The organism is Litchfieldia salsa (assembly GCF_900104555.1).
GTDB lineage: Bacteria > Bacillota > Bacilli > Bacillales > Bacillaceae_L > Litchfieldia > Litchfieldia salsa.
In genome coordinates this window covers 115,644-141,250 of record NZ_FNJU01000001.1, presented here as the reverse complement: position 1 = coordinate 141,250, position 25,607 = coordinate 115,644, and the positions used below count along the sequence as shown (strand labels likewise).

Genomic DNA, 25,607 nt, shown 5'->3' with positions numbered 1-25,607 from the left:
GACGAAATTATGTTAATATTGTAAGAGTCAACGTGGTCAGACCACTATGTTATTTATCTATTTACTCATTTTATAAGGTGATGAGTTCTCATACATATGAACTCTAAAAGGTAGTGGAATTGAAAAATCAGAGTGATCATTTTGGGGAGTGAACTTCAATGACTTTGCGTGAAGAGGCATTACATATGCACGAATTTTATAAAGGGAAGCTTGAAACAAAATCAAAGGTTCCAGTTAAAAATGCAAAGGATTTAAGTCTTGCATATTCACCAGGTGTTGCTGAGCCTTGTAAAGATATTTATGATGACAAAAACAAAGTATATGATTATACGATGAAAGGTAACATGGTAGCTGTCGTATCTGACGGAACGGCTGTACTCGGATTAGGTAACATTGGACCAGAAGCTGCCCTACCAGTTATGGAAGGGAAAGCCGTATTATTTAAAAGTTTTGCTGGCGTAGATGCCTTTCCAATTTGCTTAAATACAACTGACATTGAAAAAATAATTGAAACGGTAAAATTACTTGAACCTACTTTTGGCGGAGTTAACTTAGAAGATATTGCTGCACCAAATTGCTTCATCATTGAAGAACGTTTAAAAAAAGAGACAAATATCCCAATCTTCCACGATGATCAACATGGAACTGCTATTGTGACGGTTGCAGGGTTAGTTAACGCATTAAAATTAGTGAACAAATCGATGTCTGAAGTAAAAGTGGTTGCAAATGGAGCAGGGGCTGCTGGGATTGCGATCATTAAATTACTTAATAGCTATGGGGTAAGGGACATCATTATGTGTGATTCTAAGGGCGCTATATTTGATGGTCGCTCGTATGGAATGAATTCAGTTAAAGATGAAGTTGCAAAATATACGAACCGAAATCGACTTGAAGGCAGCCTAGCAGACGTCATTAAAGAAACTGATGTTTTTATAGGGGTGTCTGTAGAAGGTGCTTTAACTCCTGAGATGGTCAAATCAATGAATCCCGATCCAATTATTTTTGCGATGGCTAATCCTAACCCAGAAATTATGCCGGACGATGCAAAAACAGCTGGAGCGAAAGTGGTAGGTACAGGACGTTCTGATTTTCCAAATCAAGTGAACAATGTTCTTGCATTTCCTGGGATTTTTCGCGGGGCTTTGGATGTAAGAGCTACACATATAAATGAGCAAATGAAAATAGCAGCAGTGGAGGCTATAGCCTCATTAATTACAGAGGACCAACTATCTTCAGAATATGTTATTCCAGGACCATTTGATCCTAGAGTAGCTCCTGCAGTTGCAGCTTCAGTAGCAAGAGCTGCGATGGAAACGGGTGTGGCAAGAATCACCGTGAATCCGGATGATATCTTAGAAAAGACGAAACGATTAGCTATAATTGGACAAGGTGAGTGAATATAAATAGTGACATCTTCAAAGCTCTATATCGAGATCGTAAAAAAGCTGCAACTAATTATAGTCGAGGATGGTTTAGTTCCAGGAGACAAAATCCCTTCAGAGAGAGAGTTATCTGATCGATTAAATGTAGGTCGTTCTTCAGTTCGAGAGGCATTAAGAGCATTAGAACTTCTAGGATTAATTGAAACAAGACGTGGTGAAGGAACCTATATTAAGGATTTTGGTGAAAACCAACTCGTGCAAATACTTGGAACTTTCATACTCCAAGGAGTTAAGAAGAAAAGTGACCTACTAGAAACAAAATATATTATTGAGTGCGAATGTATTAAACTAGCAATTGCTAGAATAAATGAATCACAGGTAGAATATCTTGAATTAAAAAATGAGCAAGGTGAACTTACATTCACATCCCTTTTTAAGGTTATTGTTGAAGCAACAGATAATTTACTTGTGTTAAGAATCTGGCAGGTACTTACTGAGTATCACGAAACTGCATTCACTCCACAGGAAAAGTTTGAGTTCGCAAATATAATAAAAGGTCTAAGAGACAGAGATGTCGAAAGTGTTATGAAGGAATATCATCGGTTTGTTTCGAATGACTAGAAACGTCGTTTGGTAGAAAATGATTTCTAACTTATATATTAATTGATTTTTGAATGGTCAAAGCGGTTGTAGTTTACGGTCGCAAAATGGTAAAAAGGAATGAAAGTGAGGCGGTTTCTGCTTGTTAAAGGATCTTTTTGTTAAAAAGAAAAAGTATGCAGCAATCCCATCTGAGCATGCAAAGCAAGATGTTCCCGAAGGAATCATGACAAAGTGCTCTAACTGCAAAAAAATAATGTATTCGAAAGAATTAATAAAAAATTTAAAAGTATGTATGAATTGTGATCATCATCATCCAATGACCGCATATGAGAGAATTTCAAGCTTACTAGACGAGGATACTTTTATAGAATACGATAAAGATATGATATCCAAGAATCCATTAGATTTTCCTGATTATGTGAGTAAACTTGAAAAGGATCGTCAAAAAACAAAGCTAAATGAGGCTGTTGTAACCGGTGAAGGTGAAATTTCCGGAATTAGACTAGTGATCGCTGTTATGGATTCAAGTTTCAGAATGGGAAGTATGGGTTCGGTCGTAGGAGAAAAAATTACCCGTGCGATTGAAAAAGCGAAAGAATTAAAAGTGCCTTTTTTGATTTTTACAGCTAGCGGTGGTGCAAGGATGCAAGAAGGGGTATTAAGTCTTATGCAAATGGCCAAAACTAGTTCGGCTCTAAAGCTGTTCAGTGATCAAAAGGGTCTGATTATTTCTGTAATGACTCACCCGACAACGGGTGGTGTTTCCGCAAGCTTTGCATCACTTGGTGACTATAACTTTGCTGAACCACGGGCACTTATTGGTTTTGCGGGTAGAAGAATCATTGAACAGACTATTAGAGAAGAGCTGCCTGATGATTTCCAAACGTCAGAGTTTTTGTTAAAGCATGGCCAGTTAGATTCTGTTATTCATCGTCATGAGATGAAAGATACACTTGGTAATATATTAGACTTACATCAAGTGGGAGGTGAGTTTGATGATAGGTGAATTAGAGTTTGAGAAACCAGTTAAAGAACTAAGAAGTAAGATACATGAATTAAAAGAATTCACTAAAACAACTGATGTTGATCTAACGAATGAAATTGATAAGCTTGAAGCAAGATTAGAAAAGCTAGAAAAAGATATTTATAACAATATGCAACCGTGGGATCGTGTTCAATTAGCTAGACACCCTGAACGTCCGACAACATTAGATTATATCGGCGAATTATTTACTCAATTTATAGAAGTTCATGGAGATCGTTATTTTGGTGATGATGAAGCAATCGTTGGTGGTATTGCCAGGTATCATGGAATTCCAGTTACTGTAATTGGACACCAGCGCGGAAAAGATACAAAGGAAAACATTCGCAGAAACTTTGGAATGCCTCACCCAGAAGGATACAGAAAAGCACTCAGATTGATGAAGCAAGCGGAAAAATTCAACCGTCCAATTATCTGCTTTATCGATACAAAGGGTGCTTATCCAGGTAAGGCTGCTGAGGAACGAGGACAAAGTGAAGCTATTGCAAAAAACCTTTTTGAAATGGCAGGGTTAACAGTTCCTGTCATTTGTATCGTGATTGGTGAAGGAGGAAGTGGAGGTGCTCTTGCTCTTGGAGTAGGGAATTACATTCACATGCTTGAAAACTCTACTTATTCTGTTATTTCACCAGAAGGTGCAGCTTCTATTCTTTGGAAGGATGCAAGTCTAGCAAAGAAGGCAGCTGAAACAATGAAAATTACTGCACCTGATTTGAAGAAATTAGGAGTAATAGATGAGATTATTCCAGAGGTAAAAGGTGGAGCACATCTTAATATTAAGGAACAAGCACGCAGTATGGATTTAACATTAAAGGAAAGTCTTGGAAGGCTCCTTAAGCTTGATCCGACAGAGCTAGTAACACATCGCTACGAAAAGTTTAAAAAAATTGGTCAATATGAAAAAAATAATGATTTTGTTGGAATTAAATGATGATAACGTGTATCCTTATAAGGGTGCACGTTTTCGTATGTGCAGATTGATTTTTTTATTTTTAGCATAGTTAAATCTACTCTGTTCTTCATACATTCTATTCATATCTATGAATTATTCACATAATCTCTATTGTTTTCAAAATTTCTTCATGGTATGTTAAAAACATTGTAGAACAATGGTGTGAAGAATATTTATTTAAAAACATGTATTTAACTTCTGCTAATTGTAACTATATATAATGAGGTGAAAAAAATGAAAAAAATAGGTGTTTTAACTAGTGGTGGAGATTCTCCTGGTATGAATGCTGCAGTCCGTGCTGTTGTAAGAAAGGCTATTTACCATAATATTGAAGTTTATGGTATTTATCAAGGGTATTCAGGATTAATGTCTGGACAAATTAAAAAACTTGAATTGGGCTCTGTTGGGGATATTATTCACAGAGGTGGAACCAAGCTTTACACTGCTAGAAGTGAAGAGTTTAAAACAGTTGAAGGTCAGAAAAAAGGGATCGAACAACTGAAAAAGGTAGGCATTGAAGGACTTGTCGTAATTGGTGGAGACGGTTCATACCGCGGTGCTCAGAAATTAACTGAACACGGTTTCCCATGTGTTGGAGTTCCGGGAACGATTGATAACGATATTCCAGGAACTGACTTTACAATTGGTTTTGATACAGCATTAAATACAGTCATTGATGCAATTGACAAAATTCGTGATACAGCTACTTCTCATGAACGTACATATGTAATTGAGGTAATGGGTAGACATGCAGGAGATATCGCATTATGGGCAGGCTTAGCTGGTGGAGCAGAAACTATTTTAATCCCAGAGGTTGATTATGATATGGATGAGGTTCTACAGCGTTTGAAACGAGGACATGAGCGCGGTAAAAAGCATAGTATTATTATTGTGGCTGAAGGTGTAGGAAGTGGCGTTGAATTCGGTAAGAAAATTGAAGAAGCTACACAACTAGAAACTCGTGTGAGTGTGTTAGGTCATATTCAACGTGGTGGATCTCCTACAGCATTTGATCGAGTACTTGCAAGTAGGTTAGGTGCAAGAGCTGTTGAGTTACTTTTAGAAGGTAAGGGTGGTCGTGCTGTTGGTATCCAAAAGAACGAGTTAGTAGATCATGATATACTAGAAGTTCTAAATCAACCACATAAAATCGATGAGAACATGTACCTGCTTTCGCAAGAATTATCAATCTAGTCTATATGGTATCGCTCCCATTCATTCTTTTGACAGTGTAAATCCTCTGTCAAAAGAATTTTAGAGCGATTAAACGAATGGTTTCAAAACAATATAATAAATTATGGTGTAGAGTTATAGGAGGACAAAAGAATGCGTAAAACGAAGATTGTTTGTACAATTGGCCCAGCAAGTGAAAGTGTTGAAAAATTAACAGAACTAATTAAGGCTGGAATGAATGTTGCTCGCTTGAATTTTTCACATGGTGATTTTGAAGAGCATGGTGCAAGAATCCAAAATATTCGTGAAGCATCAAAGATCACAGGTAAAACTGTAGCGATTCTTTTAGATACTAAAGGTCCTGAGATTCGTACGAATACAATGGAGAATGGGGCGATTGAGTTACAAGAAGGCTCAACTGTAATCGTTTCAATGGAAGAGGTAGTTGGAACAACTGAGAAATTCTCAATTACATATTCAGGTTTGATGGATGATGTGTCAGCTGGTTCTAAAATTCTATTGGATGACGGATTAATTGGATTAGAAGTAATCACTGTTGATAAAGCTAAAAATGAAATTTTAACAAAAGTTCTTAACAGTGGAACACTAAAGAACAAAAAAGGTGTTAATGTTCCTGGTGTAAAGGTTAACCTTCCTGGAATTACTGAAAAGGATGCAAAAGATATTGTTTTCGGTATTGAACAAGGTGTAGATTTCATTGCTGCATCTTTTGTACGTCGCGCATCTGATGTATTAGAAATCCGTGAATTATTAGAAGAACATAAAGCTTCAGAAATTCAAATTATCCCTAAGATTGAAAATCAAGAAGGTGTGGATAATATAAATGAAATTTTAGAAGTGTCAGATGGATTAATGGTTGCTCGTGGTGATTTAGGTGTAGAAATCCCTGCTGAAGAAGTACCACTAGTTCAAAAGGACTTAATTAAAAAGTGTAATGCTGCAGGTAAGCCGGTCATTACTGCAACTCAAATGCTTGACTCAATGCAACGTAATCCTAGACCAACACGTGCAGAAGCTAGTGATGTTGCGAACGCTATTTTTGATGGAACAGATGCAATCATGTTATCTGGAGAGACTGCAGCGGGAATTTATCCAGTTGAAGCTGTTCAAACAATGAATAATATTGCTTCAAGAGCTGAACAAGCACTTGATTATCGTGAAATCCTTTCAAAAAGAAGCAAGCAATCTGGTACAACAATCACTGATGCGATTGGTCAATCTGTAGCTCACACAGCACTTAACTTGAATGTTGCTTCAATCTTAGCATCAACTGCAAGTGGTTATACGGCTAAAATGATATCTAAATATCGTCCGAAAGCACCAATCATTGCAGTAACAGCTGATGAATCAACTGCTAGAAAATTATCACTTGTTTGGGGTGTATATTCTAGAGTAGGAAAAATGTGTAAATCAACAGATGAAATGTTAGATGTTGCTGTTGAACAAGGATTAAGTTCTGGAATTATTAATCACGGAGATTTAGTAGTGATTACAGCTGGTGTTCCTGCTGGTGAAGCTGGTACAACTAACTTAATTAAAGTTCATGTTGTAGGAGATGTAATTGTAAAGGGACAAGGAATTGGTCAGAAGTCTGCATATGGTAAAGTAGTTATTGCAGATAGTAGCGATGATGCACTTAACAAAATGCAAGATGGAGCGGTCTTAGTAACGAAAGGAACAGATCGTGATATGATTGGTGCAATGGAAAAGGCGGTTGCACTTATTACTGAAGAAGGTGGACTAACTAGTCATGCCGCAGTCGTAGGATTAAGCTTAGGGATCCCGGTGATTGTTGGTGTTGAAAATGCGACAACTGTTTTACATGATGGACAAGATATTACGGTTGATTCATCTAGAGGTATTGTATATCAAGGACATGCAAGTGTACTTTAAGATTTTTTAAAGAGAGAAGGAGAGTTTTCCTTCTCTCTTTTGTTTCATTAACATACAATATTGGGTACAAGCATGTTGTTAAAAAGAGTGAGGGGGCCATAAGTATGCGTTTGTTATTGGCTTTAATTATTATCGTACCTGCATTAGAAATCGGCTTATTAGTATTTTCAGGTAATATTATTGGACCTTGGCCAACAATTCTTCTAATCATCTTGACAGGTGTGTTTGGAGCATGGCTTGCAAAGAGGCAAGGGATGGAAACATTGAGAAGGTTTCAAGATCAAATGCGATATGGTCAAATGCCAAGCGATGTGATCATTGATGGACTTTGTATTCTTGTAGGTGGAGTAGTTCTGTTGACTCCTGGTTTTATAACAGATTTAATTGGATTTTTATTATTACTACCACCAACACGAAATGCATTTAAACCGTGGATCGGACGCTGGATTCAACGTGTCATTAAGCGAGGTAACTTTACCATTATCAGATAAAATAAGAGGTTGACCACTTTTAGTGTACACACTATAGTAGTCAACCTCTTATTTTATTATAGGAAAGTAAAAAATTTTAACCCAGTTTTTGTGTCTAGCTCCAGCGCCTAGCCCCTCGGGGTCATAAGTCGAATCACTACGGAAAACAAGATTTCCTGCGTGATTCCCCTTATGCCTGTCGGGGCTGACCAAGGCGCTTGCGCTTTTCTTGTTATAGGGTGTTTTTTCCGGTAATGTAATTCCATAAATCATCAAACACTCGAGCTGAGTGCAAAGTTTTTATGATCACTAAAGTAACTGGACCAACTATTAGACCTAAAAATCCGATTAGTTTAAAACCAACAAACAATGAAATCAATGTAGCAAGAGGGTCTAAACCTATGCTTGATGATAATATCTTTGGTTCCATTAGTTGTCTCTGTACCAAAATGATAATGTATAATATTCCTAAACCAATGGCAAATTCAACATTGCCACTAAGTGCTGTATAAATAATCCATGGGACAAACACCAACCCTGTCCCTAAATAAGGCAAAATGTCCACTAGGCCAATAAGTAATGCAATGGTAATGGCATAATCTACTCGAAGGATTAATAGGCCAATTAAGACAATGACGGTTGTAATCGAGATTAGTGTAGCTTGAGCTTTTATAAAACCAAATAGTGCACGCTGTAGATCAATAATCACGGTTTTACTACTAGTTCGGGCTTTAGAGGGGATAATTTTTCGCGAAAAACGAATGATTTTTTCCCAATCCTTACTAATAAAAAATGTAGCCAATAATGAAAAGATGATAACGGTCGCTGCATTTGGTAACCATCCAAGAAAATCAGGGATTTTTAAGAGGAATGTTTGAATAAATTGACCAACATTTGTCGCAACAGTCTTTCCGACACTCTCGATATTCGTAATGATTGATTGTTGTTGCCCTGACTCTAAATTATTAAACAGGGTAGTTAGTTGATTATAAAGAGGTATTAATTGACCGGCAACGATCTGTTCAATATGTACAACTAGATTTTCAAAGTGATTTGGCACAACGTTAGCTAAGTAATTTGCTCCAGAAATAATTTCTGCAACTAATAGTGTTAAAACACCTGCTATGCTCCCGAATACAAGAACAAGGGATAGAAAAACGGCCAATGACTTTGGTAAACGTGCTTTTTCTTGAAAAAATATAACAAGAGGTTGAATGAAAAATGAAATTGCGAAAGCAATTAAGAATGGATAAGTTACTCTTAACAAATAATAAGCAAAAATAACCCCAAGAATAATAGAAATAAGTACAACTAGAAAGCGAATTATGCTATAAAGATGTTCTAATTTCAAAAGCTTCCCTCCTAACCTAATTATCCATATTTTACATTGTAGTAATGTATATGGAAAGTATTACATTTTTAGAAAGGTAGGTTGTTAACTTGGATAAATTATTTAAAATATGTTACCATATAAAGTGGGTGTGTAAGAAAGGATGATATGAGGTTGTTCAATCAATCAACGTTGTTCTTACTGATCTTATTAATAGTTGGATTTTTTGGTAAAAATCAATCATTAATGATTGCTGTAGGAACACTGCTCATTGTCAAAGTTACAGGCCTAGACACACGTATTTTTCCATATATACAAAGCAAAGGTATTCACTGGGGTGTTACAGTTATAACAATTGCTGTACTAGTACCCATAGCTACTGGAGAAATTGGTTTTAAACAATTAGGAGATGCCTTGAAATCAGCATATGCATGGATTGCATTATGTTCAGGAATTATCGTGGCACTATTAGCAAAAGGTGGCGTGAATCTTCTAGCAGAGGATCCTCATATTACCACGGCACTAGTATTTGGTACAATTATCGCTGTATCTCTTTTTAAGGGAGTGGCAGTTGGTCCATTAATTGGAGCTGGTATTGCTTATGTAGTGATGAGATTCGTGAATTACTTCTCCTAATATTTAATAGTATAGAGAAACTTGAAAGTTCATTTTTACTCTTTTGATTCACAAAAGTCTGATAATTGTATATAATAGACTTTGAGATTGAGCATCCATCTACATAATTTTCTTATGGTTCCAATTATTAGCCTAATTAATTTGATTTTATTCTCTTTTTTTAGGCTGAAATGAAAGCATTTTCTTTTGAGTGAATATTCAAAAACACAAATTGTGGCTTATTTTTGAGCATCCGCTCAGATGGAAAATCAATAAGTAAAAAGGTAATGGGAGATTTTTAGAAAAGGGGAGATCTAAGATGACAGTAACAAAGGGACTTGAAGGGGTTGTGGCGACAACATCATCAGTCAGCTCAATTATTGATGATACCTTGACCTATGCGGGTTATAACATTGATGAACTTGCAGAACACGCAAGTTTTGAAGAAGTAATTTATTTATTATGGCATCGAAAGCTACCTAATCAAAAGGAGCTTGCAGAACTCGTTGAATTATTAGGTGAAAATGCTTCGCTACCAGAGGAAGTTCTTAATCATTTTAAAACATACCCAATTAACAATGTACATCCAATGGCAGCACTTAGATCTGCAGTTTCATTGCTCAGTCTTTATGATGAAGAAGCAGATGTGATGAATAATGATGCTAACTATCGAAAAGCAGTTCGCCTTCAAGCAAAAATCCCAACAATCGTAACAGCGTTCTCTCGAGTAAGAAAAGGTTTAGAACCTGTTGCTCCACGTAAAGATTTAAGCTTTGCTTCTAACTTTTTGTACATGTTAAGTGGAGAAGAACCTACTGCTATAGCAGAAGAAGCGTTTAATAAGGCATTAGTGCTGCATGCTGATCATGAGTTAAATGCATCAACATTCACCGCTCGTGTGTGTGTAGCTACACTATCTGATGTGTATTCTGGTGTCACATCTGCTATTGGCGCATTGAAAGGTCCTCTACATGGAGGCGCGAACGAAGCGGTAATGAAAATGTTAACGGAAATAGGTTCTGTAGAAAATGTTGAGCCTTATATCCTTGATAAATTGAATAATAAGGAAAAAATAATGGGGTTTGGTCATCGCGTATACCGCAAAGGTGATCCTAGAGCCAAACATTTAAAGGCTATGTCTGAGAAACTTACAAATCTTACAGGTGAGCCAAAATGGTATGAAATGTCTACTAGAATCGAGGAAATTGTTACGACATCAAAACCGCTTCCTCCTAATGTAGACTTTTATTCCGCATCTGTTTACCATAGCTTAGGTATAGATCATGATTTGTTTACACCTATTTTTGCGGTAAGCCGTGTGTCGGGCTGGTTAGCGCATATCCTAGAACAGTATGATAATAACAGACTAATACGTCCACGCGCTGAATATAGTGGACCAGGTAAGCAAGTATATGTTCCAATAGACAAAAGAGGATAATGCATGATATTTTTCTACTTTTCTTATAGAATGGAATAGTAGTTAATAGAGAGGTCAGTTTTTTTGGCCTCTATATATTGATTTAAATTATGGGAGGTTTTTTTTGTGAGCAAAGGTGAAAAAATTACAGTATCAAATGAGGTTTTAAACGTACCAAACAATCCAATTATTCCTTATATTGAAGGTGATGGAATTGGACCTGATATTTGGGCTGCCGCTTCACGTGTTTTAGAAGCTGCTGTTGAAAAAGCATATAATGGCGAAAAGTCAATTGTATGGAAAGAAGTATTAGCTGGAGAAAAGGCATTTAACCAAACAGGTGAATGGTTACCAGCAGAAACTTTAGATGTTATACGTGAGTACATAATTGCGATTAAAGGGCCTTTAACTACTCCAATTGGTGGTGGAATCCGCTCATTAAATGTTGCGTTACGTCAGGAACTAGATTTATTTACATGCTTACGTCCTGTGCGTTATTTCAATGGAGTTCCTTCTCCAATTAAACGCCCTGAAGATACTGATATGGTAATCTTCCGTGAAAATACTGAAGATATTTATGCTGGAATTGAATATGCAAAGGGTTCAGAAGAAGTTGAGAAACTAATTTCATTCTTACAAAATGAAATGGGTGTTAATAAAATCCGTTTCCCAGAAACTTCAGGAATTGGAATCAAGCCAGTCTCTCAAGAAGGTACAACTCGTCTAGTCCGTGCAGCGATTAACTATGCAATTGAGCATGGTCGTAAATCAGTCACTTTAGTGCATAAAGGGAATATTATGAAATTCACTGAAGGTGCATTTAAGAACTGGGGTTATGAGCTTGCTGAGAAGGAATTTGGAGATAAAGTATTTACATGGGCTGAATATGATCGCCTAGTTGAGACAGAAGGTAAGGATGTTGCAAACAAAGCACAAAGCGATGCTGAAGCTGCAGGGAAAATCATTATTAAAGATTCTATTGCTGACATTTTCCTACAACAAATTTTAACAAGACCACGTGAATTTGATGTTGTTGCAACAATGAATTTAAATGGTGACTACATTTCTGATGCATTAGCTGCACAGGTTGGTGGGATTGGTATTGCTCCAGGAGCAAATATTAACTATGAAACTGGCCATGCAATCTTTGAAGCAACACATGGTACAGCACCGAAATATGCTGGTCTTGATAAAGTAAACCCATCTTCTGTTTTACTTTCAGGAGTATTAATGCTTGAGCACCTTGGATGGAATGAAGCTGCTCAACTAATTACTAATTCAATGGAAAAAACAATTGCTTCTAAAGTTGTGACATATGACTTCGCACGTCTTATGGATGGTGCAACTGAAGTTGCTTGTTCAGAATTTGCAAATGAACTAATCAAAAACTTAGGTTAATTAGGTGACAAGGAGGTGTTTATAACACCTCCTTACATTTTTTTCTCGTTAAAAGGGTATTTTCTAAAGAATAGCTACATTTGATTGTTGTATATCTTTTTGAAAATAATATGATTAGGAGGAAATAAAATGTCACAGTTCAAACGAAAAAAAGTTTCTGTTATAGGTGGGGGCTTTACAGGTGCTACGACAGCTTTCTTAACAGCACAAAAAGAGCTAGCAGATGTTGTGTTAGTTGATATTCCACAAATGGAAAATCCGACAAAAGGGAAAGCTCTAGACATGCTTGAGGCTAGTCCAGTTCAAGGTTTTGATGTAAATATTATTGGAACTGCTGATTACAGAGATACAGTAGACTCCGATATTGTTGTGATTACTGCTGGCATTGCTCGTAAACCTGGAATGAGTCGGGATGACCTTGTACAAACCAATCAGAAAATCATGAAGAGTGTTACACAAGAAGTGGTGAAGTACTCTCCAAACTGTCATATTATTGTTTTAACTAATCCTGTTGATGCAATGACATACACAGTATTCAAAGAGTCCGGGTTTCCAAAGAATCGCGTAATAGGACAATCAGGAGTTTTAGATACTGCTCGTTTCAGAACATTTGTGGCAGGAGAGCTCAATCTTTCCGTTAAAGACGTAACAGGTTTCGTATTGGGCGGACATGGTGATGATATGGTTCCATTAGTACGCTATTCATATGCGGGTGGTATTCCTCTACAGAAACTACTCTCACAAGATCGTCTTGATGCCATTGTAGAGCGTACTCGTAAGGGTGGCGGGGAAATTGTTAACTTACTGGGAAATGGAAGTGCATACTATGCACCTGCTGCTTCTTTAGTGGAAATGGTTGAATCAATTATTAAGGACCAAAGAAGAGTTATACCTGCAATTGCATACTTAGAGGGCGAATATGGGTATGATGGGATTTACCTTGGTGTACCAACTGTTCTAGGTGCAAATGGTATTGAGAAGATTATTGAACTTGAATTAGAACCTGAGGAACAAGCTGCACTGCAAAAGTCAGCAGATTCCGTTAAAAGTGTTATGAACATTTTAGAATAATCGATAATAGAAGGCTGTTTCTAGAGGTTGCTCCTATTAGTTGGTATATTGTATCTTCATTTGGTAAGATAAACAATATGTTACGAACTATTAAAGGGAGCTTAAGCATACACTTCTAGAAGCAGCCTTTTTAATTCGTTTATTAAAAAATATCTGTGTGGTTAAACCTGCGGAGGTGCTAATGTCATGCTATTAGGAAAAAAGAGAAAGCTAGGTCGAATGGTGGATGAAATAAAAATAGGAGAAAAGCTATCGTTAACCGAAAAAATTGAGGATAAGGATTTGTTGCTTTTCCTTGGTTTAACGAACGATGCGAATCCTTTATATGTTCAACATGATTATGCATCCCAAACACCTTTTGAAAAACCGATTGTCCCAAGTATTATGCTTACTGGTATTATTACGTCAGCAGTATCTAAATATTTACCTGGGCCGGGAAGTCACATTCTAAAACAAGAAATATCTTTTCCTAAACATGTATATCATTATGCGACTGTTGAATTTTTGTTTGAAGTGACAAAAGTAGATTCGATTGCCAAAATTGTAGAAATAACCGTAGTTGCAGTAGATGATAATGATGATCATGTTGTGGAGGGAACCATAACAGTTTCACCTCCACAAAAGCTAGTACAGCTTGATGGTAAAATATTAGAAAACTTTTAAAAAAGAAGCTGAATTTTTTGGCTTCTTTTTTTAATAGGCTCTTTATCAAAGTTTTTTGTTTTAGACATAAAGTATTGTAATGGTAGATACAAGCAGGTTGAATACACGTAGACTCCTGTGGGACCAGTGGCCAAAGTGAGACCCCACAGGAGCTTAGCGACGAGGAGGCTCACTGGTCACCCACTGGACGCGGAGTGTATTCAGCCTGCGGCTTTAAAAGCAACAATTTATACGAAAACAGCCTATAGAAAAGAGCCTCTTAAATTATGTGACGTTTTACAATATGGCTAAGTTCACATTATAAAAGCGTATACATAAAAAAGTATAGCAACTATTAAACAAAAAGATTGGTCTATTCTGTAAGTTCCAATATAATGAAAAGTAGATAGAGAGAGAAGCAGGTTGATTTGTGTTAGGAAAGAATTACTTACATTGTTTTACATGTGTGGATGTGAGGACATTTTTTAACATAATTCTTGAAGATGCTGGGGTTTAATCTACTATTTTGGAGGAACATATGAACAAAAAAGTATTAGTTGTTGATGATGAACAGTCAATTGTAACATTGCTTCAGTATAACCTTAAACAAGCAGGGTTTGAGGTAATTACAGCAATGGATGGAGAAGCAGGTTTAAATGCTGCAATTCATGAACAACCCGATTTGATTATTCTTGATTTAATGCTTCCAAAAATGGACGGTATTGAAGTTTGTAAGGAGCTTAGACAGAAACGAATAGCGACTCCCATTTTCATGTTAACAGCCAAGGATGACGAATTCGATAAGGTACTCGGTTTAGAATTAGGTGCAGATGATTACCTAACAAAGCCTTTTAGTCCGAGAGAAGTAGTAGCAAGAGTGAAGGCTATTTTAAGAAGAATAACTCAAGTAGAAGTTCAAACTGAACTAGAAGATACATCAGAGAAGTTGGTTATTTCCGATTTGCTAATCCTACCTGAGCATTATGAGGCGTACTTTAATGAGAATAGACTAGAGTTAACACCAAAGGAATTTGAACTTCTTGTCTATCTAGCTAAACATAAAGGTAGAGTATTAACTCGTGATCAACTTTTAAGTGCAGTTTGGAATTACGATTTTGCAGGTGACACTAGAATTGTGGATGTACATATTAGCCATTTAAGAGAAAAAATTGAACGAGATACAAAAAAGCCAATTTATATCAAGACTATCAGAGGCCTTGGCTATAAGCTTGAGGAGCCAAAGGGGAATGAATAAATTTCGTTTCCGTCTTCTTTTTGGATTTATTACTTTAATTACAATCGTTTTAGTAGGTATCGGGATATTACTAGGAGCAATGTTCAAAGGTTTTTATCTTAATACTTATAACGAGCGGATGGAAAAAGAAACGAACTTAGTGGGGTTTTATGTAAGTGATCAAGGATTACAGCATCCAGAATTATTAGAAAACCTAAAATTAATGAGTGAATCACTTGATTCTAGAATAACAATACTAAATAAAGATGGCTCCCTCTTTCTTGACTCTCTTAACAGTGGTAAGGAAGTAGAGGACATGATCCATCAGTATTTATCAAAAACGAAGAATTTCAAGCTAACGGATGACCAATATGACGTCTATTACTATGGTGCACCAATTATTAAAAACGGAGGATTTGACGGTTATGTTATTTTAAGTACACCTGTCGAGTCACTAAAAGAGGTATACGAGCATATATGGGTTATTCTTATCGCTAGTTTGGGGTTGGCTCTAATTGTTATTGTGATGCTAGGTGTTAAGATTACTACTCAATATACAAAACCAATAGAATCGGCAACTGCAGTAGCAATAGAGTTAGCTAAAGGAAACTATAAAGCTAGAACCTATGAAGAAAGTATTGATGAAACTGGAATGCTTAGTCAATCAATCAATATTCTAGCTAGAAACTTACAGAACGTTACGAGAGATCATGAAATGCAGCAAGATCGTCTCCGAACACTTATTGAAAATATGGGAAGTGGCCTCTTATTAATTGATGGTAAAGGGTATATCAATTTGGCAAACCGTGCATATAAGGAGTTATTTTCTGTTAAAAGCGCTGATTACTCTAATCAACTTTACCATGAATCAATTCAATACAGAGAAATCGTTGCACTGATTGAAGAAATTTTTATGACGGAAGAGACCGTCAAAAAACAACTTCTACTCCAATTTCCTATTGATCGAAAGCATTTTGAAGTATATGGTGCACCAATTATTGGATTGAATGATGAATGGAAAGGGATTGTCCTAGTTTTTCATGATATTTCTGAACTGAAAAAGCTAGAGCAAATGCGTAAGGACTTTGTAGCAAATGTATCACATGAATTGAAAACACCTATCACATCGATAAAAGGTTTTTCAGAGACACTTTTAGATGGTGCTCTTGAGGATCGAGAAACACTGGAATCATTTTTATCAATTATTTTAAAGGAAAGTGAACGATTGCAATCGTTAATTGAAGATTTACTTGAATTGAGCAAGGTGGAGCAGCAAGGGTTTCAACTTAATCTTGGTCAAGTAAACATGAACGAACTAATTGAAGATACACTAATCATGCTAAAAGGAAAAGCAGAAGAAAAAGAGATACGATTAGACTTAATTTACAATGATGAAAATATTTTTATTTCAGGGGATGTTTACCGGTTAAAGCAAATTTTTATCAATTTAATTACTAATGCAATTACCTATACTCCACCTAATGGAAAAATAAAAGTAGATATTCGTAAGAAAAAAGAAGTAGTTGAAGTGTTTGTGATCGATACTGGTACTGGTATCGATGAAAAAGAACTTCCAAGAATTTTTGAGAGATTCTACAGAGTTGATAAAGCAAGAAGTAGAAATTCTGGTGGAACAGGATTGGGATTAGCTATTGTAAAGCATTTAGTGGAAGCGCATCATGGTGAAATAACAGTTACTAGTAAGCCTGAAGAGGGAACTTCCTTTAGATTAGCTTTCAAAAGAATGTAGACAAATCTTTACAAAATATTTACAATAGATTATTTTTTCCTTCATAAACGAAATGTATGATGTTTATGAAACCCCTTCATCCAAGAAGGATCATTAGTGAGGACAACTGTCTTCACTCTTTTTTTTGTTGAAAATTAATCTTTTTGAAACCTTTTCACCATATACTCGTAAATAGATAGATACAAAGTATTATAGAAAGAGGGGAATTACATGGTTAGTATCAAGCGTATTTATACAATCATTGGACTATCGATTGTTGTAATAATCCTTGGTGTTGTTGCGGTAACATCATGGTATACAGTGGACGAATCAGAGCAGGCTGTTATTTTAACATTTGGGGAAGCGGGAGATCCGATTGTCGAACCGGGCCTCAAATTTAAGTTACCTTGGCCGATTCAAACAGTGGAAGTGTTACCAAAAGTAAACTTCAGTTTGCAATTTGGCTATGAAGAAAAAGACGGAGAAATTGTTGAATATGATGATGAAACAAAAATGATTACTGGTGATGAAAATATTGTTCTTGCTGATTTAGTTGTTCAGTGGAAAATCACAGATCCTGCTAGCTACTTATTTAATTCAGAAGATCCAGAGCAAATTCTTCATAATGCAACATCAGCTTCACTTCGTAGCATTATCGGAAGTTCAAAAATTGATGATGCATTAACATCTGGAAAAGCGGAAATTGAAGCTGAAGTACGTGACTTATTAACATCATTAATAGAGAAGTATGATGTTGGGATATCGATTGTCGGGGTAAAGCTTCAAGATGTAGAACTACCTAATGAAGATGTTCGTAAAGCCTTTACAAATGTAACAGATGCCCGTGAAACCATGAATACAAAAATAAACGAAGCTAACAAGTATAAGAATCAAAAGAGCCAAGAAGCAGAAGGTGAAAAAGACGCAATGATTTCTAGAGCAGAAGGAGACCGTGCAGCACGTATTGAAATTGCACGTGGTGATGTTGCGATCTTTAATGAATTGTATAATGAATATAAAAATTCTCCTGAAATTACTAGACAACGTCTTGTCTTAGAGACGCTTGATCAGGTATTGCCGGGTGCTGAAATTTATATCATGAATGATGATGGAAATACAATGAAATACTTTCCGATTCGTCCTCTAGAAGAACAAAAACAAACACCAGCAGTTGTAGAGGGAGGTAGTGGATCAAATGAGTAATGAAAACATCGTCGATTTAAAAGATCGTGGAAATAATGAGTGGAAAAAGTATACAAGAGTAGGAATTCTATTAGTTGTAACTCTTGTTTTGTTAGGGATTATCTTAACAAATTTGTTGATAGTTAAAGAAGGAGAATATAAGGTTATTCGTCAGTTCGGTGAGGTTGTTCGAATAAAAGATACTCCAGGACTCACTTATAAAATCCCTTTCGTTCAAACGGTTGAGACATTACCTAAATATCAAATGGTTTATGATGTGAAAGAAGCTGAAATCAATACGAGAGATAAGAAAAGAATGATTATTGATAATTATGCAGTTTGGAAGGTCGATGATCCGATAAAAATGATTTCAACAACAAGAACTGTAGTGGGAGCTGAGACAAAGCTTGATGAGTTTATCTACTCGGCTATCAGAACCGAATTAGGACAACTAAACTATGATGAAATTATAAATGATGAGAAGTCATCAAGAGGTAGCTTGAACGATCGGATAACAGATAAAGTGAATGAATTATTAGCACTTGATAACTATGGCATTTCTGTTACTGATATAAGAATGAAAAGAACAGATTTACCAACAGCAAATGAACAATCTGTCTTCACTAGAATGATTTCAGAGCGTGAATCAACAGCTCAAGAGTATTTATCAATGGGGGATGCACAAAAAAATCGAATCATCGCTGAAACAGACCGAGAAGTAACGGAAATGTTGGCAAAAGCTCAAGCTGATGCAGAAGTGATTCGAGGGGCTGGAGAAGGGGAAGCAGCGAGAATATATAACGATTCCTTTTCTAAAGATCCGGAATTTTATAGTCTCTATAGAACGTTAGAATCATATAAGAAGACGATCAATGGAAAGACAGTCATTATTCTTCCATCAGACTCTCCTTATGCAAGAATTCTAATGGGATATATGGAATAAGAGTAGAGTGATGTAACCCTTTTCATTTAAGCTGATAAATAGAAAATGTTGGTTATAAATGCTTGAAAATTTCTAGGCAAACTGTTAAAATTAAGGAGAATTATTTTTGTTCGGATTGTTTGGATAGAACAGTTCTAAATGGCTTTTCGTCTTGAAATATCTAAGAGCAAGAATAGTATTACATTGTGTCCATACACACAAGGAGGAAACAAAATGTTAGAAGGTAAAGTAAAATGGTTTAACGCAGAAAAAGGTTTCGGATTTATCGAGCGCGAAGGTGGAGACGATGTATTCGTTCACTTCTCAGCTATTCAAGGCGAAGGTTTCAAATCTTTAGAAGAAGGTCAAACAGTTACTTTTGAAATCGTTGATGGTAACCGTGGACCACAAGCTGCTAACGTAAATAAAGCTTAATCTATATAAGCAAAAACAGACTCTTTTAAGAGTCTGTTTTTTTTAATGTTAACGCTCTGGGCGCCTTGCGCTTTTCATGGTGTCTAGCTCCAGGCGCCATCAGCTCTGGGTCATAAGCCAATCCGTCTAGAAGGTTAAAGAGCAACCTTCTAGACGGATTGGCTTATGCCTGTCGCTGATGAACGGTCGCCTTGCGCTTTTCTTATTTTCCTTTCTTTTTCTAAACATGATAAAATATAAAAAAGTCTTGAAAGAAATAGGGAGGATCTAAATTGAGTAAAAAATTAGTTTTAATAGATGGAAACAGTATAGCCTATCGTGCATTCTTCGCACTACCTCTTCTTAATAATGATAAAGGAATCCATACAAATGCTGTATATGGGTTTACAATGATGCTTATGAGAATCCTCGAACAAGAAAAACCAACACATATGCTTGTTGCATTTGATGCAGGGAAAACAACTTTTCGTCACTCTACATTCAGTGAGTATAAAGGCGGACGCCAAAAAACTCCCCCAGAGCTTTCAGAACAATTCGCATTTGTTCGTGAACTTTTAGATGCTTATAAAGTCCCTCGATATGAACTTGAGAACTATGAAGCTGACGATATTATAGGTACTTTATCAGTGAAAGCTGAGGAAGAAGGATTTGAAGTTAAGGTTATTTCTGGAGATAAAGATTTAACCCAATTGGCCACTGACAAAATCACAGTAGACATTACAAAAAAAGGGATTACTGATGTAGATTCGTACACACCAGCCTTTATTGAGGAAAAGTATGGTATACCTGCAGAACGTATTATAGATATGAAAGGTCTGATGGGAGATACCTCAGATAATATTCCAGGTGTTCCAGGTGTGGGAGAGAAAACAGCGTTAAAATTACTAAAAGAATTTGGAACACTTGAACAATTACTTGAAAATACGGATAAGGTAAGTGGCAAGAAGCTACAAGAAAAGCTTGAAGAGTTTAAGGAACAAGCGATTCTAAGCAAGCAATTGGCTACAATTCATAAAGAAGCACCTGTTAAATTTGCTTTAGAAGATACAATTTATGAAGGCTATGACGAGAAAAAAGTCTACGAATTATTTAAAGAGCTAGGGTTTAACTCACTCCTTGAAAAAATGGATATTACTGAAAGTGCGGATGAACAAATTTTAGAAGAAATTAAGTTTACAATTGTTCAAGGATTTACAGAAGAAGTATTAGCTTCAGATTCAACGATTATTATTGAAGTGATGGAGGCCAATTATCATAAATCTGAAATCCAAGGCATTGCCATCGTAAATGAACATGGGTCTTTCTTTATTCCTACAGAAATCGCGCTAAAATCGGAGCTTTTTAAAGAATGGGCATCAAATGAGAGAAATAAGAAAACTGTTTATGATGGAAAACGATCAATTGTTGCTTTAGGTTGGAAGGGTATTGATTTGAATGGTGTAGAATTTGACTGTTTAATTGCTAGCTATATTCTCAATCCAGCATTATCGACAGAAGATATTGCAACAATCGCAAAAGCTAAGGGCTTGAATCAAGTTCAATCCGATGAGATTGTTTATGGAAAAGGAGCAAAAAGATGTTGCCCTGATGAAAATATTCTGGCTGAGCATCTTGTTCGAAAAGCAGTCGCTTTACATAAGTTAAAAGAATTATATATTGAAGATTTGAAGCAAAATGAACAATATGAATTATTTACAGACTTGGAGATGCCTCTTGCCCGCATCCTAGCTGATATGGAATCAGAGGGGATTACAGTCGACATTCCTAGACTTCAATCGATGGGGAAAGAAATTGGAGAGAAATTGGCATCACTTGAGAAAAGCATCTATGAATTAGCGGGTGAAGAGTTTAATGTTAATTCTCCCAAGCAACTAGGTGTGATTTTATTTGAAAAACTCAATTTACCTGTAGTAAAGAAAACAAAAACAGGATATTCTACATCGGCTGATATTCTAGAAAAGTTAGCAGACCAGCATCCCATTATTAAATACATTTTAGATTACCGACAACTTGGGAAATTGCAGTCTACCTATATTGAAGGTCTATTAAAGGTAGTTCATAATGATACAGCAAAGGTTCATACTATTTATAATCAAGTACTTACACAAACAGGTAGATTAAGCTCGACAGACCCTAATTTGCAAAATATACCTATAAGATTAGAAGAAGGACGCAAAATCAGACAAGCTTTCGTACCTTCACATAGTGACTGGGTAATCTTCGCAGCAGATTATTCTCAAATTGAATTACGTGTCTTAGCACATATCGCAAATGATGCAAATTTAATTGATGCATTTAACAATGATCTTGATATCCACACTAAAACAGCAATGGATGTTTTTCACGTGAAGGAAGATGAAGTTACTTCTAACATGAGAAGACAAGCCAAAGCCGTGAATTTCGGTATTGTTTATGGAATTAGTGATTATGGTTTATCACAGAGCTTGGATATAACGCGAAAAGATGCAGGTAAGTTTATTGCAAGATATTTAGAGAGTTTCCCTGGAGTGAAAGAATATATGGAAGAAATTGTTCAAGATGCAAAGCAAAAAGGGTATGTTGAAACTTTACTTCATCGAAGACGATATATTCCAGAGATCACTGCTCGTAATTTTAATGTGAGAAGCTTTGCCGAAAGAACAGCCATGAACACACCAATTCAAGGAAGTGCCGCAGATATCATTAAAAAAGCAATGATTGATATGGCAGAAAGATTAAAATCAGAAAATCTAAATTCAAAAGTGCTCTTGCAGGTTCATGATGAATTAATATTTGAAGCGCCAAGAGATGAAATTCAGATCCTTGAAAAAATTGTTCCAGAAGTAATGGAAAATGCAGTTGAGTTAAAAGTGCCATTAAAGGTAGATTATTCATTTGGACCGACATGGTACGACGCTAAATAAAGGAAGTGATTGTATGCCAGAATTACCAGAGGTAGAAACTGTAAGGCGTACATTAATTGGACTAGTAGCTGGCAAGACCATTAGAAATGTTAAAATTTTTTGGCCCAAAATGATCAAAAAACCAGATAATAGTGACCAATTTATTGATGCTTTAAAAGGACAGACAATCCATGATGTGGGGCGGAGAGGGAAGTTTATTAAGTTCTTTTTAGATGACTACACTCTACTGTCGCATTTGAGGATGGAAGGCCGGTTTGGATTGTATCCAAGTGATGAGCCATATGATAAACATACACATGTCTTAATAACATTTACAGATGGTTCAGAGCTTCGATACCGAGATGTTCGCAAATTCGGGACAATGCACTTGTTCATAAAAGGCGAAGAAGATCATAGTCAACCACTGACTGGGCTAGGTCCAGAACCTTTTTCAGACGAGTTTTCCGAAAAACGGCTTAAGGAATACTTAAAAAAAACAAACCGAAAAGTCAAAGTTGCCTTATTAGATCAAAAGATTGTTGTCGGACTTGGGAATATTTATGTAGACGAGGCTTTGTTCAGGGCTGGGATACATCCAGAACGGGAAGCTAACTCACTTAAACCAAAAGAAATAAAAAAACTTCATTCTGAGATCATTTTAACTTTACAGGAAGCTGTTGATAAAGGTGGCAGCACAATCCGATCTTATGTAAATTCACAAGGAGAAATTGGGATGTTTCAGCTTCAATTATTTGTTTATGGTCAAAAGGGTGAGGCGTGTAAAACCTGTGGAACTGAGATAGAGAAAACGGTTGTAGGTGGTCGGGGTACCCACTATTGCCCTAAATGCCAAAAATAGCGAATATTAATTTAAGGTGGGACAGTTCACATCAGATAGGCTCCTTTCATACACTAACTAAGCGATTGTTAGAGGGAGGAGCTTTTATCAGATGGTTCAATATATCTCACTACTTGTGTTAGCATTTGCCGTAAGTATAGATAGCTTTAGTGTTGGTTTTACCTATGGGTTAAGAAAGATGAAATTACCTTTTAAATCAATCGTTATGATTGCTTGCTGTTCCGGGTTTACCTTACTACTTGCAATGGGTTTCGGTAATGTCGTGTCAACCTTTCTTTCACCAGAGTTCGCAGAAATGATTGGCGGCTTTGTGCTAGTAGTCATCGGTGGATGGATCTTATATCAATTTTTCCGACCACAAACAGACAGTAATGAAAAAGTTCAACAAAAAAGTACACTAGTGAAGGTTGAGATTAAGTCTCTAGGTCTAGTGATTCAAATTTTGAGAAGACCTATGAAAGCGGATTTTGATAATTCAGGTACGATAACTGGTTTAGAGGCTTTATTATTAGGGTTAGCATTATCATTAGATGCGTTTGGTGCAGGGGTTGGAGCGGCCTTACTAGGTTATTCACCATGGCTTATGGCTCTATTTGTTGCAGTTATGAGTTCTCTATTTGTGACAAGTGGAATTAAATGTGGAAGGTTCTTTTCAGAAATGAAATGGGTAGAGAAGTTTACATTCTTACCAGGAGTATTACTAATTGTCTTAGGTATTTGGAAGTTTTGAATTAATAGGAGGATAAGGTAAATGACTTTAGTCATTGGTCTGACAGGTGGAATCGCAAGTGGTAAAAGCACTGTTTCACGTATGTTACTAGAAATGGGTCTTCCTGTTATAGATGCAGATGTAATAGCGAAGAGAATCGTTGAAATTGGTCAACATTCATATGAGTTAATTATTCAAACTTTTGGTGAAGAGGTCTTAAACGATGATCTATCGATAAACCGAGCAAAATTAGGATCAATCATCTTTAATGATGACGTCCAAAGACAAAAGTTGAATGCAATCGTTCATCCAGCTGTAAGAAAAAACATGCTTGAGGAACAAAAGAAATTAGTGGAACAAGGGAACGAAACAATCGTGTTAGATATTCCATTACTTTTTGAAAGTGATTTAACACACCTTGTTGATAAAACAATCGTTGTTTATGTAGATGATGAGGTACAAGTAGAAAGATTAATGAAAAGAAATCACTTTACACTTGTTGAGGCAACATCAAGAATTTCATCACAAATGCCTTTAAAGAAAAAAGTAGCTTTAGCAGATGAAGTTATTAACAATAATGGGACTATGGAAGAAACAAAAAAGCAGCTTCTTAAAATACTTACTAATTGGAACGTTATTTATAGTAAATAAGGAAATAGCTCTGAGGAGAAAAACATTGGTAAATGTTGATCTCTAAATGAGTTATTTTTTTTGTCGAGTTGGTTACAATTATCAGAATTATTTTAGTTGGTAAAGGATATAATTAGTTTGAATGACCTTTTTTAAACATTCAATTGCTAGTTAACGCTTGCAGAAATTGAAGCGGTTGAACACCCCTTTACAATCAAATAATTTTTGGTAGTGCCGGTTGCAAAAAGATACTAAACAAAGTATACTATCTTTCGTGAACTTCTTACATTCGCAGGTTTTGTAACTACTTAAAGGGTTAGGACCTCCTAGGACTAACTTTCCCCCGTGGTAGCTTGCATGCCATTGCAAAGGGTTCATGAATCAAACTTGTTAAAGGGGGAAATAAAAATGGAAACAATGGGACGTCATGTAATCTCTGAATTATGGGGATGCGACTTTGAAAAATTAAATAACGTACAGGAAATTGAAAGAACTTTTGTTAATGCAGCATTAAAATCTGGAGCTGAAGTACGTGAGGTGGCATTTCATAAATTTGCACCACAAGGTGTAAGTGGTGTGGTCATCATATCTGAATCTCACTTAACAATTCACAGCTTCCCTGAACATGGATATGCTAGCATTGATGTTTATACTTGTGGCGAATTGGATCCTAATATTGCAGCAGACTTTATTGCTGAAGCATTAGGTGCACAAACACGTGAAAATATTGAACTACCTCGTGGTATGGGTCCAGTTCAAGTGAAAAAAGCTCAAGTAAAAGCTCTTTAAAAATTTTGAATAATAGACTAAAATTAAGAGGTGTATCATATACACCTCTTTTTATCATACTTACTTTCCGAATAATCGTCGATTAATCTATCCAAAAGGCTGTTTTCTCTAAGTTTGTTGTCTTAGACATAAACATTAGTTGGTTACAAGCAGGCTGAATACACGTAGACTCCTGCTTAGACCAGTGGCCAAGGTGAGACCCCGCAGGAGCATTAGCGACGAGGAGG

The 25,607-nt window shown here is 36.2% G+C and carries 23 protein-coding genes; 22 read left to right on the top strand and 1 reads right to left on the bottom strand.

The features are described 5' to 3' along the window. Positions 1-158 precede the first annotated feature (158 nt). The 7 genes from ystJ (at position 159) to BLQ56_RS00625 (ending at position 7,557) form a co-directional block, all read left to right on the top strand. The gene (gene ystJ / locus BLQ56_RS00655) at positions 159-1,397 is read left to right on the top strand and encodes an NADP-dependent malic enzyme (RefSeq protein ID WP_090849164.1); all 1,239 of its coding nucleotides are present in this window, start codon (positions 159-161) and stop codon (positions 1,395-1,397) included. A 9-nt stretch (positions 1,398-1,406) separates the two neighbouring features. Continuing rightward, positions 1,407-2,003: a FadR/GntR family transcriptional regulator gene (locus BLQ56_RS00650; RefSeq protein ID WP_090849162.1), complete on the top strand. Its 597-nt coding sequence runs from the start codon at positions 1,407-1,409 to the stop codon at positions 2,001-2,003. Between the two features lie 121 nt (positions 2,004-2,124). Further along, positions 2,125-2,991 (top strand): acetyl-CoA carboxylase, carboxyltransferase subunit beta, encoded by an 867-nt coding sequence (accD, locus tag BLQ56_RS00645; RefSeq protein ID WP_090849160.1) that lies wholly within the window; start codon positions 2,125-2,127, stop codon positions 2,989-2,991. Next, positions 2,981-3,958, top strand: a complete 978-nt coding sequence (gene accA, locus BLQ56_RS00640) for an acetyl-CoA carboxylase carboxyl transferase subunit alpha (protein WP_090849158.1) — start codon at positions 2,981-2,983, stop codon at positions 3,956-3,958. Before accD ends, accA begins: the two co-directional genes overlap by 11 nt. A 255-nt stretch (positions 3,959-4,213) precedes the next feature. Next, a complete protein-coding gene (pfkA, locus tag BLQ56_RS00635) occupies positions 4,214-5,173 on the top strand; it encodes a 6-phosphofructokinase (protein WP_090849156.1) in 960 nt (319 codons plus the stop codon). Positions 5,174-5,305: 132 nt separating this feature from the next. Further along, positions 5,306-7,066, top strand: coding sequence for a pyruvate kinase (gene pyk, locus BLQ56_RS00630; RefSeq protein WP_090849154.1), 1,761 nt, complete (start codon positions 5,306-5,308; stop codon positions 7,064-7,066). A 104-nt stretch (positions 7,067-7,170) separates the two neighbouring features. After that, entirely contained in the window at positions 7,171-7,557 is a 387-nt protein-coding gene (locus tag BLQ56_RS00625; RefSeq protein WP_090849152.1) for an FxsA family protein, read from the top strand. A 211-nt stretch (positions 7,558-7,768) separates the two neighbouring features. On the opposite strand, the gene ytvI is transcribed toward BLQ56_RS00625, so the two are convergent. Further along, positions 7,769-8,887 (bottom strand): sporulation integral membrane protein YtvI, encoded by a 1,119-nt coding sequence (ytvI, locus tag BLQ56_RS00620; protein ID WP_090849150.1) that lies wholly within the window; start codon positions 8,885-8,887, stop codon positions 7,769-7,771. Positions 8,888-9,040: 153 nt separating this feature from the next. Here ytvI and BLQ56_RS00615 point away from each other — a divergent pair, with 153 nt between their 5' ends. The 15 genes from BLQ56_RS00615 (at position 9,041) to speD (ending at position 25,380) form a co-directional block, all read left to right on the top strand. Continuing rightward, positions 9,041-9,502, top strand: coding sequence for a DUF441 domain-containing protein (locus BLQ56_RS00615; RefSeq protein WP_090849147.1), 462 nt, complete (start codon positions 9,041-9,043; stop codon positions 9,500-9,502). Positions 9,503-9,800: 298 nt separating this feature from the next. Then, positions 9,801-10,919, top strand: a complete 1,119-nt coding sequence (gene citZ, locus BLQ56_RS00610) for a citrate synthase (RefSeq protein ID WP_090849146.1) — start codon at positions 9,801-9,803, stop codon at positions 10,917-10,919. A 105-nt stretch (positions 10,920-11,024) separates the two neighbouring features. Further along, positions 11,025-12,296 carry an NADP-dependent isocitrate dehydrogenase gene (gene icd, locus BLQ56_RS00605; RefSeq protein WP_090849144.1) on the top strand — a complete coding sequence of 424 codons (1,272 nt, stop codon included), beginning with the start codon at positions 11,025-11,027 and terminating at the stop codon, positions 12,294-12,296. A 129-nt stretch (positions 12,297-12,425) separates the two neighbouring features. Beyond that, entirely contained in the window at positions 12,426-13,367 is a 942-nt protein-coding gene (gene mdh, locus BLQ56_RS00600; protein ID WP_090849143.1) for a malate dehydrogenase, read from the top strand. A gap of 186 nt (positions 13,368-13,553) precedes the next feature. Beyond that, positions 13,554-14,030, top strand: coding sequence for a MaoC/PaaZ C-terminal domain-containing protein (locus BLQ56_RS00595; RefSeq protein ID WP_090849142.1), 477 nt, complete (start codon positions 13,554-13,556; stop codon positions 14,028-14,030). A gap of 517 nt (positions 14,031-14,547) precedes the next feature. Then, positions 14,548-15,264: a response regulator transcription factor gene (locus tag BLQ56_RS00590; RefSeq protein WP_090849141.1), complete on the top strand. Its 717-nt coding sequence runs from the start codon at positions 14,548-14,550 to the stop codon at positions 15,262-15,264. Next, a complete protein-coding gene (gene pnpS / locus BLQ56_RS00585) occupies positions 15,257-16,993 on the top strand; it encodes a two-component system histidine kinase PnpS (protein WP_090849140.1) in 1,737 nt (578 codons plus the stop codon). The genes BLQ56_RS00590 and pnpS overlap by 8 nt, the downstream gene beginning before the upstream one ends. 210 nt (positions 16,994-17,203) lie before the next feature. Then, a complete protein-coding gene (hflK, locus tag BLQ56_RS00580) occupies positions 17,204-18,175 on the top strand; it encodes an FtsH protease activity modulator HflK (protein ID WP_090849138.1) in 972 nt (323 codons plus the stop codon). Beyond that, complete coding sequence (gene hflC, locus BLQ56_RS00575; RefSeq protein ID WP_090849136.1) at positions 18,168-19,097, top strand: protease modulator HflC; 930 nt, start codon at positions 18,168-18,170, stop codon at positions 19,095-19,097. Before hflK ends, hflC begins: the two co-directional genes overlap by 8 nt. A gap of 213 nt (positions 19,098-19,310) precedes the next feature. Next, positions 19,311-19,511, top strand: coding sequence for a cold-shock protein CspD (gene cspD, locus BLQ56_RS00570; RefSeq protein WP_090849134.1), 201 nt, complete (start codon positions 19,311-19,313; stop codon positions 19,509-19,511). A 272-nt stretch (positions 19,512-19,783) separates the two neighbouring features. After that, on the top strand, positions 19,784-22,414 hold the full coding sequence (polA, locus tag BLQ56_RS00565) for a DNA polymerase I (RefSeq protein WP_090849131.1): 2,631 nt from the start codon (positions 19,784-19,786) through the stop codon (positions 22,412-22,414). A gap of 13 nt (positions 22,415-22,427) precedes the next feature. Next, positions 22,428-23,252 carry a DNA-formamidopyrimidine glycosylase gene (gene mutM, locus BLQ56_RS00560; RefSeq protein WP_090849129.1) on the top strand — a complete coding sequence of 275 codons (825 nt, stop codon included), beginning with the start codon at positions 22,428-22,430 and terminating at the stop codon, positions 23,250-23,252. A 91-nt stretch (positions 23,253-23,343) separates the two neighbouring features. Next, positions 23,344-23,982, top strand: coding sequence for a sporulation membrane protein YtaF (ytaF, locus tag BLQ56_RS00555; protein WP_090849126.1), 639 nt, complete (start codon positions 23,344-23,346; stop codon positions 23,980-23,982). A 21-nt stretch (positions 23,983-24,003) separates the two neighbouring features. Then, positions 24,004-24,612 (top strand): dephospho-CoA kinase, encoded by a 609-nt coding sequence (coaE, locus tag BLQ56_RS00550; RefSeq protein WP_090849124.1) that lies wholly within the window; start codon positions 24,004-24,006, stop codon positions 24,610-24,612. Between the two features lie 387 nt (positions 24,613-24,999). Further along, positions 25,000-25,380, top strand: coding sequence for an adenosylmethionine decarboxylase (gene speD / locus BLQ56_RS00545; RefSeq protein WP_090849122.1), 381 nt, complete (start codon positions 25,000-25,002; stop codon positions 25,378-25,380). The last annotated feature ends 227 nt before the right edge of the window (positions 25,381-25,607 follow it).